The organism is Flavobacterium sp. ST-158 (genome assembly GCF_058309975.1).
This window is the reverse complement of sequence record NZ_JBZEEN010000031.1, coordinates 1-926: the sequence shown is the minus strand read 5'-3', so window position 1 is coordinate 926 and position 926 is coordinate 1. Positions and strand designations below refer to the sequence as shown.

Annotated in this window: 1 protein-coding gene; it reads left to right on the top strand. The window is 33.4% G+C overall.

Features of this window, described 5'->3' with window-relative positions; genetic code table 11:
- A partial coding sequence (locus AC4FRF_RS17540; protein WP_491161596.1) for an HYR-like domain-containing protein occupies positions 1-926 on the top strand: 926 nt, incomplete at both ends.

The following is a 926-nucleotide window of genomic DNA, read 5'->3' as shown; positions in this document are numbered from 1 at the left end:
ACAACTGTAACCTGGACTGTAACGGATAATGCTGACAACACAGCAACTTGTACACAAATTGTAACAGTGGTAGATAATCAAAAACCAGTAATATCTGAATTACCAGCAATATCAACAATTTATTGTCCAAATTCACCAGTATTTACAACTCCTACTGCAACTGATAACTGTACAGTTATAAGTTTAATATCTGAAGATGTTAGAACGAATGGTTCTTGTGCAGGCACTTATTCAATAACTAGAACATGGACAGCAACTGATGCTGGTGGTAATGTGACAAAAGCATCACAAACAATAAATGTAGAAGACAATACTCCTCCTGTACCAACAACTGAATTTGAAACAGTTATTAACACTACATGTGATGCAGTACCTGGAGTACCTGAACTTACTTTTGTAGATGGCTGCTCTGAAGTTGCGCCTACAGTTGTATACTCTGAAAATATCATTAACAATTCTTCAACTTCTTATTCAATAGTTAGAAAATGGAATGTTAAAGATGCTTGTAACAATGAAGCTGATTATATTCAAACTGTAAATGTAAATATTGTTACAAACGTGATAACAATTACAGTTCCAGATTTTATTAATAGTGTAAATGGTACTCCTGTAGACTTAACTACTTATTTACCTCAAGATGCTCCTACAAACGGAACTTGGGTTGATGTTAACAATTCTGGTGCCCTTAGCGGAAGTTACTTAGATCCTAATAATGTAGCTTCTGGAGATTATGTTTTCCAATATAATATTGAAACAGAAACTTGTCCAATAAGCTATGTTATCAATCTAAAAATTGATCAAAGTTTTGTCTTAGGTTGTGGAACTATAAAAGTACACAATGCTTTCACCCCTAACGAAGATGGATTCAATGATAAGTTTATAATTGATAATATTGATGACACACTTTGTTATCCTGAAAACTCTGT